Annotated in this window: 13 protein-coding genes; 6 read left to right on the top strand and 7 right to left on the bottom strand. The window is 55.0% G+C overall.

What is annotated here, in order from left to right; all coding sequences use genetic code 11:
* Positions 1-68 precede the first annotated feature (68 nt).
* Both mqo and CGL_RS09950 read left to right on the top strand, forming a co-directional pair.
* Positions 69-1571: a malate dehydrogenase (quinone) gene (gene mqo / locus CGL_RS09955; protein ID WP_011014814.1), complete on the top strand. Its 1503-nt coding sequence runs from the start codon at positions 69-71 to the stop codon at positions 1569-1571.
* Positions 1572-1797: 226 nt separating this feature from the next.
* Entirely contained in the window at positions 1798-2718 is a 921-nt protein-coding gene (locus CGL_RS09950; RefSeq protein ID WP_011014813.1) for a VOC family protein, read from the top strand.
* A gap of 51 nt (positions 2719-2769) precedes the next feature.
* On the opposite strand, the gene CGL_RS09945 is transcribed toward CGL_RS09950, so the two are convergent.
* Complete coding sequence (locus tag CGL_RS09945) at positions 2770-4194, bottom strand: protein adenylyltransferase SelO (RefSeq protein WP_011014812.1); 1425 nt, start codon at positions 4192-4194, stop codon at positions 2770-2772.
* A 54-nt stretch (positions 4195-4248) separates the two neighbouring features.
* On the opposite strand from CGL_RS09945, the gene cobA reads away from it, so the two are divergent.
* The 3 genes from cobA to CGL_RS09930 all read left to right on the top strand — a co-directional run bounded on the left by cobA (position 4249) and on the right by CGL_RS09930 (position 7046).
* The gene (cobA, locus tag CGL_RS09940) at positions 4249-5001 is read left to right on the top strand and encodes a uroporphyrinogen-III C-methyltransferase (RefSeq protein ID WP_011014811.1); all 753 of its coding nucleotides are present in this window, start codon (positions 4249-4251) and stop codon (positions 4999-5001) included.
* A 175-nt stretch (positions 5002-5176) separates the two neighbouring features.
* Positions 5177-6280 carry an ATP-binding protein gene (locus CGL_RS09935; protein WP_011014810.1) on the top strand — a complete coding sequence of 368 codons (1104 nt, stop codon included), beginning with the start codon at positions 5177-5179 and terminating at the stop codon, positions 6278-6280.
* A 19-nt stretch (positions 6281-6299) separates the two neighbouring features.
* The gene (locus tag CGL_RS09930; protein WP_041625498.1) at positions 6300-7046 is read left to right on the top strand and encodes a vWA domain-containing protein; all 747 of its coding nucleotides are present in this window, start codon (positions 6300-6302) and stop codon (positions 7044-7046) included.
* Here the strand turns inward: CGL_RS09930 and yaaA are convergent.
* On the bottom strand, positions 7043-7780 hold the full coding sequence (gene yaaA / locus CGL_RS09925; protein ID WP_011014808.1) for a peroxide stress protein YaaA: 738 nt from the start codon (positions 7778-7780) through the stop codon (positions 7043-7045). The two genes, CGL_RS09930 and yaaA, sit on opposite strands and share 4 nt — an antisense overlap.
* A gap of 87 nt (positions 7781-7867) precedes the next feature.
* On the opposite strand from yaaA, the gene CGL_RS09920 reads away from it, so the two are divergent.
* A complete protein-coding gene (locus CGL_RS09920; protein WP_003857500.1) occupies positions 7868-9634 on the top strand; it encodes a proline--tRNA ligase in 1767 nt (588 codons plus the stop codon).
* Between the two features lie 91 nt (positions 9635-9725).
* Here the strand turns inward: CGL_RS09920 and CGL_RS09915 are convergent, their stop codons facing one another.
* From CGL_RS09915 to CGL_RS09895, 5 genes are all read right to left on the bottom strand, one after another.
* Positions 9726-11459 carry an ABC transporter ATP-binding protein gene (locus tag CGL_RS09915; RefSeq protein WP_011014807.1) on the bottom strand — a complete coding sequence of 578 codons (1734 nt, stop codon included), beginning with the start codon at positions 11457-11459 and terminating at the stop codon, positions 9726-9728.
* Entirely contained in the window at positions 11456-12490 is a 1035-nt protein-coding gene (locus CGL_RS09910; protein ID WP_006284211.1) for an ABC transporter permease, read from the bottom strand. Before CGL_RS09910 ends, CGL_RS09915 begins: the two co-directional genes overlap by 4 nt.
* On the bottom strand, positions 12483-13409 hold the full coding sequence (locus CGL_RS09905) for an ABC transporter permease (protein ID WP_003857497.1): 927 nt from the start codon (positions 13407-13409) through the stop codon (positions 12483-12485). Before CGL_RS09905 ends, CGL_RS09910 begins: the two co-directional genes overlap by 8 nt.
* Positions 13410-13587: 178 nt before the next feature.
* Positions 13588-15192 (bottom strand): peptide ABC transporter substrate-binding protein, encoded by a 1605-nt coding sequence (locus CGL_RS09900; protein ID WP_011014806.1) that lies wholly within the window; start codon positions 15190-15192, stop codon positions 13588-13590.
* Positions 15193-15613: 421 nt separating this feature from the next.
* Positions 15614-16432: a DUF4439 domain-containing protein gene (locus tag CGL_RS09895; RefSeq protein ID WP_011014805.1), complete on the bottom strand. Its 819-nt coding sequence runs from the start codon at positions 16430-16432 to the stop codon at positions 15614-15616.
* Positions 16433-16462 lie beyond the last annotated feature (30 nt).

Below are 16462 nucleotides of genomic sequence, written 5' to 3'. Positions count from 1 at the left end.
TCATTTATGAGATGACGCCTTGTGTTGGTGTTCGGCAGAGAACTCGCGGAGATAAAAGGAAGTTGAACATGTCAGATTCCCCGAAGAACGCACCGAGGATTACCGATGAGGCAGATGTAGTTCTCATTGGTGCCGGTATCATGAGCTCCACGCTGGGTGCAATGCTGCGTCAGCTGGAGCCAAGCTGGACTCAGATCGTCTTCGAGCGTTTGGATGGACCGGCACAAGAGTCGTCCTCCCCGTGGAACAATGCAGGAACCGGCCACTCTGCTCTATGCGAGCTGAACTACACCCCAGAGGTTAAGGGCAAGGTTGAAATTGCCAAGGCTGTAGGAATCAACGAGAAGTTCCAGGTTTCCCGTCAGTTCTGGTCTCACCTCGTTGAAGAGGGAGTGCTGTCTGATCCTAAGGAATTCATCAACCCTGTTCCTCACGTATCTTTCGGCCAGGGCGCAGATCAGGTTGCATACATCAAGGCTCGCTACGAAGCTTTGAAGGATCACCCACTCTTCCAGGGCATGACCTACGCTGACGATGAAGCTACCTTCACCGAGAAGCTGCCTTTGATGGCAAAGGGCCGTGACTTCTCTGATCCAGTAGCAATCTCTTGGATCGATGAAGGCACCGACATCAACTACGGTGCTCAGACCAAGCAGTACCTGGATGCAGCTGAAGTTGAAGGCACTGAAATCCGCTATGGCCACGAAGTCAAGAGCATCAAGGCTGATGGCGCAAAGTGGATCGTGACCGTCAAGAACGTACACACTGGCGACACCAAGACCATCAAGGCAAACTTCGTGTTCGTCGGCGCAGGCGGATACGCACTGGATCTGCTTCGCAGCGCAGGCATCCCACAGGTCAAGGGCTTCGCTGGATTCCCAGTATCCGGCCTGTGGCTTCGTTGCACCAACGAGGAACTGATCGAGCAGCACGCAGCCAAGGTATATGGCAAGGCATCTGTTGGCGCTCCTCCAATGTCTGTTCCTCACCTTGACACCCGCGTTATCGAGGGTGAAAAGGGTCTGCTCTTTGGACCTTACGGTGGCTGGACCCCTAAGTTCTTGAAGGAAGGCTCCTACCTGGACCTGTTCAAGTCCATCCGCCCAGACAACATTCCTTCCTACCTTGGCGTTGCTGCTCAGGAATTTGATCTGACCAAGTACCTTGTCACTGAAGTTCTCAAGGACCAGGACAAGCGTATGGATGCTCTTCGCGAGTACATGCCAGAGGCACAAAACGGCGATTGGGAGACCATCGTTGCCGGACAGCGTGTTCAGGTTATTAAGCCTGCAGGATTCCCTAAGTTCGGTTCCCTGGAATTCGGCACCACCTTGATCAACAACTCCGAAGGCACCATCGCCGGATTGCTCGGTGCTTCCCCTGGAGCATCCATCGCACCTTCCGCAATGATCGAGCTGCTTGAGCGTTGCTTCGGTGACCGCATGATCGAGTGGGGCGACAAGCTGAAGGACATGATCCCTTCCTACGGCAAGAAGCTTGCTTCCGAGCCAGCACTGTTTGAGCAGCAGTGGGCACGCACCCAGAAGACCCTGAAGCTTGAGGAAGCCTAAATCTTCTAACTGCTTTCTTTAAAGCACCCGCACATGTCTGTTGAGGTTTCACCTGCGGAGACAATCTCCGCCTTCATGGGTTGGAACTGACACAGTTGAAGGCATGTCGGGTGCTTTGCGTATTCTTTGCCAGTGTGATTTAGGCGACACCAATAATTTATTGGGTATCCACCAATTACCGCTGTGAGCACTGCAAATTACGTATTCGAAAAGCCATGTCCACCACGTGTTCTATCCTGGCGGCATGCAAAAAATCACCCCAAACATCTGGTGCCAAGGCACCGCAGACGAAGCAGCCGAATTCTACGTCAATGCGTTTTCTGAGTTTCCGGGTGGCGCAGAAGTACTCACCACAGTTAAGTATCCCGAAGCTGGCTTGCTGGACTTCCAGGAGCCTTTCGCAGGAAAAACCTTGACGGTGGAACTCGCTATCTCAGGCTTTAAGATCATCTTGATCAATGCTGGTGAAGAGTTCACTCCCAACCCATCGATCAGCTTCATGGTGAATTTTGATGCGGTGCGTGATGAAAATGCCAAAGAGCACCTTGATGCGGTGTGGGAAAAACTCCATGAAGGCGGCAGCACACTGATGCCAGTCGATACTTACCCATTTTCGGAATACTACGGGTGGGTACAAGACAAATATGGTGTGAGCTGGCAATTGATGCTCAGCCGCCCAGAAGAAAAGCCAGGTCCCGCAGTAATCCCAACGCTCTTATTTGGTGGGGCAGCTCAAAATCAGGCAGGCCCAGCTCAAGAAAACTACGTTGAGGTGTTCCCGAACTCCCAACTTGGTGATCGTGCACCTTATGGACAGCAAACAGGTCCTGCCACTCCTGAGGCCCTCATGTTTTCCCAGTTCCAACTCGACGGTCAGTGGATTTTCGCGATGGATTCCGGAGTTGAGCAAGATTTCACCTTCAGTGAGGGTGTCTCATTGATGTATGAAGCTCATGGTCAAGAAGAACTCGATGCCATCTGGAATGCACTCTCGGCAGTTCCAGAAGCTGAGGCTTGTGGTTGGTTGAAGGACAAGTTCGGCGTGAGCTGGCAGATTGTTCCCGACAACATGGAGGAGCTCATGGCTAAACCCGGCGCGTATGAAAAGCTTCTTGCGATGAAGAAGATCAATATCGCGGAGTTCTAGCAGTTCTAAGCGCTCCACGCAGCGACCCCGACGTCTGCCCCACCATCTGTCCTAGGTACCGCAGAAGGTCATGTAGTCTTCTTCAAATCCTTCTTCGCTTGGCAGGCGTAGTTCATCGGGGCCCGCAGTTGGATCAAAAGGATTGGTGACAGCAGCGAGGAGTTCGTGGAACTTTTCTAGATTCCCTTCAACTGCGTCTGCGAGAGCAGCTTCCACGAGGTGATTGCGTGGAATGAAAAGTGGATTTACTGCTCGCATTGCTTCGATATCTGGGTCTTGGGTTTTCCAGTCGTGAACGAATGCTTCAAAGCCACTCGGTGGTGCGGTGTTGTCGGTGAGTGCGCGCAGCAGCGTGGTGATGTCGGGGTTATGGAGGTAGAGCAGTTCACGGAACTGCTCTACCGTGCCGGTGTCTGACTCGTCAAGGCCCAGTGCAGTGGCGAATTCTTTTCGGATTGCTTGTTCGCAGAGGTCATCGAATTCTACGAGAGCTTCTTGGGCTGCTGTCATGCCTTCGTCTGGTGTGGCGCCCAGGAGTGGGAGGAGGGTTTCTACGAGGCGGGCCATGTTCCATCCGAGGATCATAGGTTGGTTTTCAAATTTGTAGCGACCATAAGTGTCGATGGAGCTAAATTTCGCGTCGCCACGGTAGCGCTCCATGAAAGCGCATGGGCCGTAGTCAACAGTTTCTCCGGATATCAACGTGTTGTCTGTGTTGAGGGCTCCGTGAACGAAACCCAGCCTGGTCCATTTTCCAACGGTGTCTGCTTGGCGCTGAAGAATCGCTTTAAACAGTGATACATAAGTTGCGGGGGTTGGTGCGGATAGTTCAGCTACCAACGAAGGGAAATGCCTGGTGATCGTATAGTTCGCCAGGTGTTGAGATAGTTCGATGCCACCAGAGATGTTGGAGTATTGGAAGGATCCGACTCGAATGAGGCTGGTTGCTACTCGAACAAGGACTGCGCCTGGGGCTACGCTTCCTCGTTGGATTTTCCTACCGGTGCTAATTACTGCAAGTGACCTGGTGGTGGGAACACCAAGTGCATGCATCGCTTCGGAGATGATGTATTCGCGTAAGACGGGGCCAAGGACGGCGCGTCCATCGGCTCCTCGGGAGAATTGGGTTCGTCCAGATCCTTTGAGGTGGATATCATGCAGTACGCCGTCAGCTGAGCGGGCTTCGCCGAGAAGAAGCGCTCGGCCATCACCAAGGCTTGCCACAAACTGTCCGAATTGGTGGCCGGAATAGGCCTGCGCAACTGCTTTTGTTAAGGGCTCGGGGTTGAGTCCGAGAAGAAATTGAACGCCCTCAGGTGTGCGAAGCCATGTCGGATCAAGCCCGAGGCTGTAGGCGAGGTCGTCATTTAAAATCACGAGCTCAGGGTTGGGGGCTTCCTCACCTTGCCAGGGGGCTGCCATGGTGGGCAGGGCTGATGCGAAGTCAGCTTCGAGTTTGAAAGGTGCAGTATTCATGGTTCAAGCCTAGTGTTCGGGTTCTGGCAATTGTTGGGACTAGGATTAATGCCCATGACGATTTCCCAAGAAAACCAGCCAATAATCCAGCCAGTCTCCTTAATTGGTGGAGGTCCTGGTGCATGGGACTTAATTACGGTGCGTGGGATGAATCGCCTTCAGGAGGCTGATGTCATTTTGGCTGATCACTTGGGGCCCACTGATGAGTTGGAAAAATTGTGCGACATCAGCTCGAAGACTGTTGTTGATGTGTCCAAGCTTCCGTATGGGCGGCAGGTCACTCAGGAGCGTACTAATGAGATGCTTGTTGAATACGCACAGCAGGGACTAAAGGTGGTTCGCCTTAAAGGTGGTGACCCTTATGTCTTCGGTCGGGGTTTTGAAGAGTTGGAGTTTTTGGGCGAGCATGGAATTGAATGCGAGGTCATTCCGGGTGTGACCAGTGCGGTGTCCGTTCCAGCGGCGGCAGGTATTCCTATTACTAATCGGGGAGTGGTGCATTCCTTTACCGTGGTGTCTGGACATTTGCCTCCAGGCCATCCGAAGTCACTGGTTGATTGGGCTGCGTTGGCCAAATCGGGTGGCACCTTGTCCATCATCATGGGTGTGAAAAATGCGGGTGCGATTGCCGAGGCGCTCATGGACGGCGGGCTTGATGCAGATACTCCAGCAGCTGTTATTCAGGAAGGCACTACTGATGCACAACGCTCAGTTCGGTGCACCTTGGGCACATTGGGTGCAGTCATGGTGGAGGAAGAGATTAAGCCTCCAGCTGTGTATGTCATTGGACAAGTTGCTGGCCTCTAAGCAGATCGCCTAAGAATGGGGGTAGTTTCCTCCCTTTTATAGACACTTGTCCAGGGATTTGTTGTTGGTTTTGTGAAAACCTTAAGTTGGGTGGTTAAACCCACTAAGGTCTCACTTTATGGATGTGCCAGGTCACACCAAAAAATCTCAAGAAAACTCACATTAAAGGACAGTAATGGCGTCACAACAGATCCGCTATCCATTCTCCGCGGTTGTGGGACAAGACGAGCTTCGGCTTGCGTTGATCCTCACTGCGATTTCCCCACGCATTGGTGGCGTGGTGATTCGAGGTGAGAAGGGTACAGCGAAAACTACCACTGTGCGTGCTTTTGCTGGTCTTTTAGGTGATGCCCCTTTGGTGAACTTGCCTCTCGGATCCACGGAGGATCGTGTGGTGGGTTCCCTCAACATGGAAACTGTGTTGACCACCGGCCGTGCGGAATATCAGCCAGGTTTGCTCGCGCAGGCTGATGGCGGTGTGCTGTATGTCGATGAGGTCAACCTCTTGGCGGATCACCTGGTGGATGCTCTGCTCGATGCAGCTGCAAGCGGTCGCGTCAGCATTGAGCGTGACGGTATTTCGCATTCTTCACCAGCAAACTTTGTGTTGGTGGGCACCATGAATCCGGAGGAAGGCGAGCTGCGCCCGCAGCTGCTGGACCGTTTCGGTTTGGCTGTGGACGTTGCTGCGTCTACGAACCCTGAGGTGCGCGTGGAGATCATTCGCCGCCGGCTTGATTTTGAAAACGCTCCTGAGCAGTTCATGGCTAAGTGGGCTGAGCAAGATGCGGACACCTCCAACCGTATTTTGGCGGCTAAGGATTTGCTGCCTGGTGTGGAGCTGCCGGATCTGATCTTGTCGCAGATTGCGTGGTTGTGTGCACGTATTGAAGTCGACGGTATGCGCGCTGACCTGGTGATCACGCGTACCGCACTTGCTCACGCCGCGTGGGCTGGACGCACTGTGGTTACGGAAGAAGACGTGGAGATCGCAGCTCGCCTAGCGTTGCCGCACCGCCGTCGCCGTAATCCTTTCGATGCTCCAGAAATGGAGGAGCGCAAGCTTCAGGAAACCCTGCAGGAAGCTCGGGACTTCTTCAAAGACAATGAAGATAAAGGACCTGCCGCCAAGATCACCGATGAGGAAACCGGTGCAGAGGCCTTTACCGATACCGACAATCCCACCGAGGAAGACGGTCTGCAAGGAACTGCGCAGGCGAAGGCGCAGACTACTGGAAAGGTAGGTACTGCCGGATCCGGCGACCCCTTTCGCTCCTAGGCATTTGCGCCTGGCGTCCATGGGGGAGGAGGACTCCACCCCAGGTAGGCGTTCCAAGGCGTATTCGCGCCAGGGCGCTGATGTCCGCCCCATGAAGGGTGGACACGGCATCAACTTAGTGGGCACGCTCATGGCGGCTACGGAACGCGGCGCCAACATTGTTGAAGGCGTGGTCGATTTCCGGCCCACGGACCTGCGGGGTTCGCTGCGCCGTGGGCGCGAAGCCAACCTCATCGTGTTCGTCGTCGACACATCGGGGTCGATGGCTGCGCGTTCCAGGGTGCGTGCGGTCACCGGGACTATTACCTCTATGCTTAACGACGCCTACCAGCGCCGCGACAAGGTTGCGGTTATCGCGGTCAACGGCAACAAGCCGACACTGGTGTTGAATCCAACAAATTCTGTGGAGCAAGCTCAGCAGAAATTAAAGGATATGCCGATGGGTGGTCGCACTCCACTGGCAGAGGGGCTGCTCATGGCCAAGGATCTCATGGCAAGGGAACTCCGAAAGGAACCCGGCCGACGCGCGATCCTCATGGTGATGACCGATGGCCAAGACACCTCCGATGCCGGCGAAGCAGGCATTGCCACCGCGGCGGAAACAGTGGTGAAATCACGACTGTCCGGCAACGTGGTCATCGACTGCGAAGGCCGACTCAAAGTGCGCAAAGAGCGCGCCGGGGTGTTGGCTGAAATGCTCGGTGGTGTGTGCGTGAGATTGCGTGATCTTAACTCCGAGCACATCAAAATGGTGATTAACGCCTAGACAACCAGAGTGAGGGTTTCCTTGTGGTTGGGGTTTTCCTCCACCACAAGGCCCGCAGCCTGCGCAATGCTCATTACGTCCTCTGCGTTGTGTGCTTCTTTTTCAGAGAGCGCGAGCACGCGGGCGAGTTCACCTTTGTAGTGTTTGTTAAAGTGGCTGACTACTTTGCGGGAGCCATCCTCCATGACTGATTCCACGCGTACCGTGACGGCGTCTTTTACGCGACCCAACTGTTGGTAGGTCCCGCTGCGAAGATCAATCACCAGCTGGTTGACGTCGATAAGCGCTTCGCTGATGCTTGTGCCCCAACGCGCCTTCATGGTGGGCAGCTCGCCGCTTTTGGTGGGCAGTTTTGTGCCGCCGGACAGGCGGTAATGCGGGATCGGATCGGTGGCGTGGATGACGCCGAAAAGTGCCGAGCCGATGGCGAGGCGTTCCAGTGCTTTCTCCGGCAGCGTTGCAGCGTCGAGCGCATCATAAAGCACTCCGGAATACCGAAAAATCGCAGGCATCGTAGGGCTGGTCTCCAGCGCGCGATTGGATTCGGCCTCAGGGCGGAGCTTTTCAGAAATGCCCAAAACTTTCAGCGCCTCATCTACCTCCAAAGCTTGCAGGTCAGCGAGTATTGTTTGGCGTGCCTTGGTGAGCGACGGGAAACTCAAATGGTGAAAATCCAGAGGTTTTCCTGAACCGCCGTGGGTCTTAGTTTCTGAGGGAGGCAACACAATAAGCATGCATGAGAGGATACTGTAAAAGCCTTGCCTCTTAAATCGAGGGGGCAGGGCAGTCGAAGCCAAGTTGAGAGGGTATATTTGTCACCTATGATCACACGTCTTTCCACGCTGTTTTTGCGCACCCTGCGCGAAGACCCTGCAGATGCAGAAGTTCCAAGCCACAAGCTGCTTGTCCGTGCAGGATATATCCGCCGAGTTGCCCCAGGTATCTACTCCTGGTTGCCACTGGGTTTGCGCGCAGTGCGCAACATTGAAGCTGTCGTACGCGAGGAAATGGATGCGATCGGAGGACAGGAGCTGCTCTTCCCAGCACTCCTGCCACGTGAGCCTTATGAAACCACACAGCGTTGGACAGAATACGGCGATTCGCTGTTCCGTCTGAAGGACCGCAAGGGTGCCGACTACCTGCTCGGACCAACCCACGAGGAAATGTTCGCCGCCACGGTGAAGGATCTGTACAACTCCTACAAGGACTTCCCAGTCACCTTGTACCAGATCCAGACCAAGTACCGCGATGAGGAACGCCCACGCGCAGGCGTGCTCCGCGGACGCGAATTTGTGATGAAGGATTCTTACTCCTTCGACATCTCGGATGCTGGTTTGGACGAGTCCTACGCAAAGCACCGCGCAGCGTATCAGCGCATCTTTGACCGCCTTGGCTTGGAATACGCCATCTGCCAGGCAACCTCTGGTGCCATGGGCGGATCCGCTTCCGAGGAATTCCTTGCAGTATCTGAAAACGGCGAAGATACCTTCGTGCGCTCTACCTCCGGCAATTACGCCGCAAACGTGGAAGCTGTTGTTACCCAGCCAGGCGTTGAGCGTGACATCGAAGGCCTGCCAGAAGCAGTCACCTACGAAACTCCTGTTTCTGAAACCATCGATGCTTTGGTTGATTGGGCTAACTCCATCGACGTGCAGATCGAGGGCCGCGAGGTCACCGCAGCTGACACCCTCAAGTGCATCGTGGTGAAGGTCCGCGAGCCAGGTGCCGAAGAAGCAGAACTCACTGGAATCTTGCTTCCAGGTGACCGCGAAGTAGACATGAAGCGCCTCGAGGCATCACTTGAGCCAGCAGAAGTTGAACTCGCAGTGGAATCCGACTTTGCCGACAACCCATTCCTGGTCAAGGGCTACGTCGGACCAGTTGGCCTGGCCAAGAACGGCGTGAAGGTCCTTGCCGATCCTCGCGTTGTCACCGGTACCTCCTGGATCACCGGCGCCGATGAAAAGGAACGCCACGTCGTAGGCCTCGTCGCCGGACGCGATTTCACCCCAGACGGCTTCATCGAAGCTGCAGAAATCAAGGAAGGCGACCCAGCGCCAGCAGGCGAGGGCACCCTCACCCTTGCTCGCGGCATCGAAATTGGCCATATCTTCCAGCTCGGCCGCAAGTACACCGAAGCCTTCGACGTCCAAATCCTGGACGAAAACGGCAAGCGCGCCATCCCAACCATGGGCTCCTACGGCCTCGGTGTCACCCGCCTGCTCGCCGTCCTGGCAGAACAGCGCCACGATGACGCTGGCCTCAACTGGTCCGTCGAAGTCGCTCCGTACCAGGTCCATGTCGTCGCAGCTAACAAAGACGCCGCAGCCATCGAGGCAGCAGAGCGCTTTGCGGCTGAGCTGTCTGCCGCAGGCTTGGACGTGCTTTTCGACGACCGACCCAAGGTTAGCCCTGGCGTAAAGTTCAAAGACGCCGAACTTCTTGGCATGCCATTCGCCTTGATTCTTGGCCGTGGCTACGCCGAAGGCAAGGTTGAACTCCGTGTCCGCGGTGGCGAGAAGTCCGAACTCGACGCAGATCAGGCTGTCGCCCAGATCGTCGAGATGGTTGCTCAAGCCCGCAACTAGTTCTTCTGAACAATAAAGCTCTGCCCCGGTTCAAGATCGAATTTCTTGAACCGGGGCAGAAGTGTTTTTGGGTTTAGTGAGGCTGTGCGGGTTAAACCAGGTTTTCTCCAGTACCCAACTCGATTCCCAGACCAGGTACCGCATTGATCAAATCGCGGGTGTAGTGCTGCTGAGGATCGTTGAAGATGTCGTCGGTACGACCCTTTTCAACGATTCGTCCCTTTTGCATCACCACAACATCGTCGGCGGTTTGTCGAACAACGGCCAAGTCGTGGGTGATGAACAAATAGGTGAGCTTCAGTTCCTGCTGAAGTTCTGCAAGCAGGGTGAGGATCTGGTTCTGAACCAACACGTCCAAAGCGGAAACCGCTTCATCCAACACGATCACTTCTGGATTCAGTGCCAATGCACGGGCGATGGCGATGCGCTGACGTTGGCCACCGGAAAGCTCGTTGGGGTAGCGGCGCATGGTGGACCTGGGCATGGACACCATATCGAGAAGTTCAGCGACGCGAGCTTCGCGTGCCTTGCGGTCTCCACCAACCTTGTGGATGGTCAGCGGTTCCTCAATACACCGGTAGATGGAGTACATCGGATCAAGCGAGCCGTAGGGGTTCTGGAACACCACCTGCAGTTTGCGTCGCATTTGGAAGATTTCCTTGTGGCTCAAGGACGTAAGATCGGTGCCGTTGTAGAGCACCTCTCCGCTGGTTGGCTCGAGAAGGTTGAGCACCATGTTGGCCACGGTGGATTTACCCGAACCGGATTCACCCACAAGTGCGGTGGTGGTGCCTTTACGTACGAAGAAGGACACATCATCAACGGCCTTCAGCTTCTTCTTATCGCCACGGGCACCGCGGATATCAAATTCGCGGGTGAGGTTTTTCACCTCGATAACTTTTTCTTCCATCTCTGGAATAGTGCCCTCAGCAACGGCCGTTGCAGAGAGCAGTTCTGCAGATTCAATGCCTTGTTCCTGCGCACTTTGAATACGTGCAGAAGCCAGAGACGGCGCAGCCTTAACCAAGCGTTGGGTATATGGGTGCTGTGGATTGCGCAGAATCTTCAATGATGGCCCGGACTCCACGATGCGTCCGCGGTGCATCACCACGAGGTGCTCCGCGCGCTCAGCGGCAAGGCCCAAGTCGTGGGTAATAAATAGCACTGCGGTGCCGAGATCCTTGGTCAGTGTTTCAAGGTGATCAAGGATTTGGCGCTGCACGGTGACATCCAGCGCAGAGGTGGGCTCGTCGGCGATCAAGAGCTTCGGGCGTGCCGCCAAACCAATGGCGATCAGTGCGCGCTGGCGCATACCGCCAGAGAACTCATGTGGGTACTGCTTTGCGCGACGCTCAGCATCAGGAAGACCTGCCTCGGCCAGAACTTCTGCCACGCGCTTGTCCATCTCTGAGCCTGGAACCACGTGGTTGGCTCGGAGGGATTCCTTGACCTGGGTGCCGATGCGCCACACCGGGTTCAAGTTGGTCATCGGATCCTGGGGGACCAGTCCGATTTCTGAACCGCGGTACTTTTCCATCTGCTTGTTACTCAAGCCTGTGATGTCTTGGCCATCAAACATGATGGAACCTTCGGTCACTTTGCCGGTGCCTGGAAGCAGACCGATGATCGACATTGCCGTGGTCGATTTACCTGAACCGGATTCACCCACGATGGCAACAGATTGGCCAGGATAAATGGTGAGGTTTGCGCCACGGACAGCGTCGACAACACCGGTGGAGGAGGTGAAGGAAATCTTTAGATCCTTCAGCTCGAGCAGTGGCTGTTCACCCTCGTGGTTGGGGGTTTGTGGGATGTTGGTGGTCATCGCTTCCTCGACTTAGGATCCAGAGCGTCGCGGACGACATCGCCCATCATGATGAAGCTCAAAACGGTTAGTGCAAGTGCCATTGCGGGGTAGAACAGCACCATGGGTTGGGTACGAAGGGAGGTTTGTGCCTTCGCGATATCAGCACCCCAGGAGACAATTGATGGTGGAAGGCCAATGCCCAGGAAGGAGAGCGTCGCCTCTGCCACGATGAATGTTCCCAGTGCCACAGTTGCATACACAATGATGGGTGCTGCGGCGTTTGGCATGATGTGAGACAGCAGTATCTTGGCTTTTGATGCACCAAGCGCACGTGCGGAGGTGACATACTCTTCATTCTTTGCGGTCATCACCGCTCCACGGGTAATACGCGCAATGTTGGTCCAGCCGAAAAGCCCAAGCACCAAAACCACGGTGACGATGGTGCGGTGTTCCTTGAACATCTGCATCACAACGATGGCTGCCAGAACCAGTGGAATGGCGAAGAACATGTCGGTGATGCGGGAGAGGATGGTATCCATGATGCCACCAAAGAAGCCAGCCAAAGCACCAAATACAGTACCGATGAGGGCGACCAGTAACGTGGTCAACACACCGACGGCGACCGAGGCACGAGCACCGTAGACGGTACGAGCAAAAATATCGCAACCTTGACGGTCGAATCCGAAGGGATGTCCAGACTGTGGACCATCAAGAGAGTTTGCCAGCACACAGAACTGGGGATCCGTTGAGGTAAACAGCTGCGGAACTGCGGCCAGGAGAAGCGCCAAAATAATCAACACCGCAGAGACCCAGAACAGTGGTCGACGACGAAGGTCTCGCCACGCTTCGCCCCACATGGAGGTTGGTGCAGAGTCATCAGCAACAGCATCGACGGCACCAAGTCCGGTTTCATCAGTGGCTGCGATGAAGTGCTCTTGACCTGGTCGAACTAGAGCCTCGCCTCGTCCTTGTGGGAAGAAATGAGCCTGATCTGGGGTTTGATCATCTTGGCCCAACGAGTGGTTTGTGTGGAATTCATTATTAGGCATAGCGGATCCTCGGATCGAGAACGGCGTAGATCAAGTCCACGAGAAGGTTGGCGATGATGTAGACGATGACCAGCACAGTGACAATGGAGACAACCGTGGTGGGTTCACCTTTCAAAATGGCCTGGTAGAGCGTTCCACCGACACCGTTGATGCCGAAGATACCTTCGGTGACAATCGCTCCACCCATCAGTGCACCGAGATCGGCGCCCAGGAAGGTGGCAACGGGAATCAGTGAGTTTCGAAGCACATGGCGGTTCATCACGTTGAATCCGGACATGCCTTTTGCTCGAGCGGTTCGAACGTAATCAGCGCGGAGGTTTTCGCTCACGGATTGTCTGGTGAGGCGAAGAACGTAGGCGAACGATACTGCACCCAGTACGACAGCCGGCATGATCAGCGCCGTTATTGATGTGTTGGAACCTACGGTGACGGGCAGTAAGCCCCATTTCACGCCGACTAAGAACTGCAGCACGAAACCAATGACGAAGGTGGGGACTGCGATGACTATCAGAGAAAGGACCAGCACGGTGGAGTCGAAGATTCCTCCGCGGCGAATACCTGCGATGACACCAAAGATAATGCCGAGGATTGATTCAAACAGCAGGGCCATGATGGCGAGTTTGATGGTGACGGGGAAGGCCCTGGCCATCACATCAATAACTGGCTGACCAGAGAAGGTTGTTCCAAAATCTAAGACGAAGATGCCCTTGATGTACAGGAGGTATTGAACGATGAAGGGTTTATCAAGATTGTATTCTTGACGGATTTTCTCGGCCGCAGCCTCGGTTAGGCCGCGGTCACCTCCCAATGCCTGGACTGGGTCACCAGGCATGAGGAACACGAGGGCGTAAATCAGTAAGGTCGCTCCGAAAAAGACCGGAATCATTTGGAGCAAACGTCGCCCGACGTAACGAAGCATGAGCGTGGGTGTCCTTGCTTGCTGGGGAATGGATTATGGTGCGGGGCGCTTCAAGCTAATAAAGCGCCGGATGAAGTTATGTTTTAAGTGTTCAAGGTGAAAGGCCCAGGTCGGGGTGAACATTAACCTGGGCCTTTCTTCTAGAGCTCACACAAGATGAGCGGGTGGTGCGAAGCTACTAGTTCTTGGTGATCTGGTAGTACGCAGGTTGCGAGTTCCACTGGAATTCCACGTTGTCCACGTTGGTGGAGTATCCACCAACTGCGTTGGAGTACCAAGTTGGGATCGCTGGGAGATCCTGGAGCAGGATTTCCTGTGCTTCGTTGTATAGCGGGGTTGATGCGTCAACATCGGCCGCGTTTGCTGCTTCGGCGAGCTTGGCATCGAAATCTGGGTTGGAGTAGTCACCATCGTTGGAGCCTGCACCGGTGCCGTACAAAGGTCCGAGGAAGTTGCCCAAGGACGGGTAGTCTGCCTGCCAGCCGGTGCGGAATGCGCCGTTGATGGTGCGGTTGGTGACATCGTCACGCAGGGACTTGAAGTCTGGGTATGGGTTGCCGATGGCGTCGATACCCAGGGTGTTGCGGATGGAATTGGCGGTTGCGTCCACCCATGCCTGGTGTCCACCGTCTGCGTTGTAGGAGATGGAGAACTCGCCGGACCAAGGGCTGATCTCGTCTGCCTGTGCCCACAGTTCCTGAGCGCGCTCTGGATCGTAGGTCAAGACATCTGCGCCCTGGAGGGAATCAGAGTGTCCGTCGATGACAGGGGAGGTGAAGTCCGTCGCTGGGGTGCGGGTGCCTTCGAAGATGGTTTGGGTGATCTCGTCGCGGTTGACGGCCAAGGAGATGGCCTGGCGACGCAGCACGCCTTCTTCGCCGGAGAAGTGCTCAAGGCTCTCCGGGATGGTGAAGGACTGGAACACAGCGGAAGGCTGGTTGATGGAACGGCCAGAGAGCTCGTCCTCGAAGGAGGAGAACGCGGAGTCTGGGATAGCGTCCAGCACATCCAAGTTGTCGGAGAGCAGGTCCGCGTAAGCGGAGTCGAAGGTTGGGTAGAAGATGAACTTCACGCCGTCGTTCTGAGCCTGGCGTCCACCGGTGTAGTCCGCGTTAGGAACGATGGTGGCGTCCTGGTTGTGGTTCCACTCTTGGAGCTTGTATGGACCGTTGCCGATTGGGTTCTCACCGAATGCGTCCATGTCGTCAAATGCGGATTCAGGAAGCGGGAAGAATGCGGAGTATCCCAGGCGCAGTGGGAAGTCGGACTCAGGCTGGGTGAGCTCGACGGTGAAGGTGGTGTCGTCGACGACCTGGAGGCCTTCCATGGACTCGACGCCTTCTTCGTAGCCGAGGATGGACTCAAAGAAGTAGGAGGACAGCGTGCTGTTAGCTACGTTGTAGTTCCATGCGTTGACAAAGCTCTCAGCGGTAACTGGGGTGCCATCGGTGAAGGTCTGGCCGTCTTTGATGGTGATGCGGTAGGTCTTGTCACCTTCGAGTTCGATGGACTCTGCAACATCGTTGACAGGGGAGCCGTCGACGTCGTAGTAGACCAGGCCGGAGAAGATGCTGTCGACGATGCGACCGCCACCTACTTCGTTGGTGTTGCCTGGGACGAGCGGGTTCTGTGGCTCAGTGCCGTTGACGAGGACGTAGTTGTCGCCGCCTTCGCTGCCTGATGAGGATGAGGAGCTGTCGGACGAGGAGTCGGACGAGCAAGCGGCAAGGCTCAAAGCAAGTGCAGCCGCCGTGGTTACAGCGAGAGACTTCTTCAAAGTCATGAGTGACCTCCGTTGTTATGAATATTCCCCAGGATTTTGCAATCGTGCGGATCCGGTGATTGAAATACTATGTGCGACATGAGTCACAGCCAAACTTGAATGGAGATCTGTGTCCTAAATTTTTGTGAGGGAAAATTAACTAAGTTGCTAGGTTTTTCGGAGCGAGCTGGGAGTTTGTGCCAATTTTGCAAATATCTTTCTATAGTTTGATAGAAATTTGTGAGATGAATCGTTATTTGCCCTACCCCCGAAATAGTGTGAACGGAATGTGTACTGGGGAAGGCGTGGGCGAAAACGATTGCGCAAACTTTCGTGAATTTGCGGAGGAAAACTTGGCCTGAAAGCAGAAAAGCCGTGTATATTACACGGCTTAAAGAAAATTATGCAGAGGGTTAGGCTTAAAAAATTGGCAGTGAAACTGCTAGGAGACGTCGATAAGCGTTAATTCGCGTGCGGTATCGCCGGCGATGTGCGCGCAGAAGACACGCCAGGCGTCGGTGGTTGCGGCGCTTGCAGCTGCATGCCAGGCCTGGGTGACGTTGTTTTCGACGGTTTCAATGTTGCTTCGCGCTGAAGTCTCGTCGGTGGGGTCGGGCAGCTCGCTCACGTAACCTGGCGCTGGGGTAGTGCCGGAGGTAATAATTTGCAGCTGCGACGCGCGGTCATGGTGGTTGCTGATCGCCGTTTCCACCTCCTCGCGGTCGGTTTCCGGAAGCTGAGCCAAAGCCACGCCCAAAGACCACGCGGCGGAAAACTCGCGGTCCGCCAAGTCCTTCGCAGCAGCTAATTCTGCCTCGGTGAGCTCCAAATCAACAGGAACGGACACCTCAGATCCTTCAGCAAATTCCGCCTGCGCGATGTATTGCTCAACCACTAAAGCCACGGAATCTTCCGGAATGTCATCCAAATTATCAAGGATCAACGCCTGACTGTCGTTGACATACTTCTCTGGATCATCGGTGGGCAGAATAGCGATCGCAGGAACCGTTACCTGGCACGATTCCGGAACCTGGCCTTCATCAAAGCCACAAATACGCCGAATCTCGGCCAATAATTCATCTGCGTGCTGACTGCGCAAAGTGGCAAGCTCAGGCTCGGCCTCTGACATCGCCTGGGAATCAAAAAGCGCATCCTGATACATCTGGGCCAACGCCGCATTCGGATTGGGGGAGGGGGTGCACGCCACCAAAAAGGCAGCCAGAAGAGAAACACCAAGGACAGAGGGGATACGCCTACGCATGGCTTCACAGTGTAATAGCCCGATGATTTT

It is taken from the genome of Corynebacterium glutamicum ATCC 13032, assembly GCF_000011325.1.
Classification (GTDB): Bacteria; Actinomycetota; Actinomycetes; order Mycobacteriales; family Mycobacteriaceae; genus Corynebacterium; species Corynebacterium glutamicum.
Note: the sequence above shows the minus strand (reverse complement) of the source record. Positions and strands in the feature narration are given on the sequence as shown.